Source organism: Bacillus cereus group sp. N6 (assembly GCF_016483705.1).
GTDB lineage: Bacteria > Bacillota > Bacilli > Bacillales > Bacillaceae_G > Bacillus_A > Bacillus_A wiedmannii.
This window is the reverse complement of record NZ_JAEHBI010000332.1, coordinates 1-238: the sequence shown is the minus strand read 5'-3', so window position 1 is coordinate 238 and position 238 is coordinate 1. Positions and strand designations below refer to the sequence as shown.

The window sequence follows — 238 nt, the reverse complement described above, 5'->3', positions numbered from 1 at the left end:
AGGAAAATAACGAAGGCGCGGCATTGTACAGGGCGCATACTATCCATTTTACGATCATACACTTCATAACCTCACTCAACCATCGCTTTAATACGCTGCGCCATACGGCGAGCTTCAAGTTGCGCTTTTTCTACTTCCGCACCTTCGTCACCGTCTAGCACTTCTTCGTCTGTTTGCTGAATAGATAGGAGTTCAGCTGTTACATCTTCACCTTCTGGATAGCTAGCACCTAACTTTA

The 238-nt window shown here is 45.8% G+C and carries 1 pseudogene; it reads right to left on the bottom strand.

The window, feature by feature from the left end:
* Positions 1–238 (bottom strand): annotated as a pseudogene (locus tag JDS99_RS31500) (hypothetical protein); the annotation flags it as partial.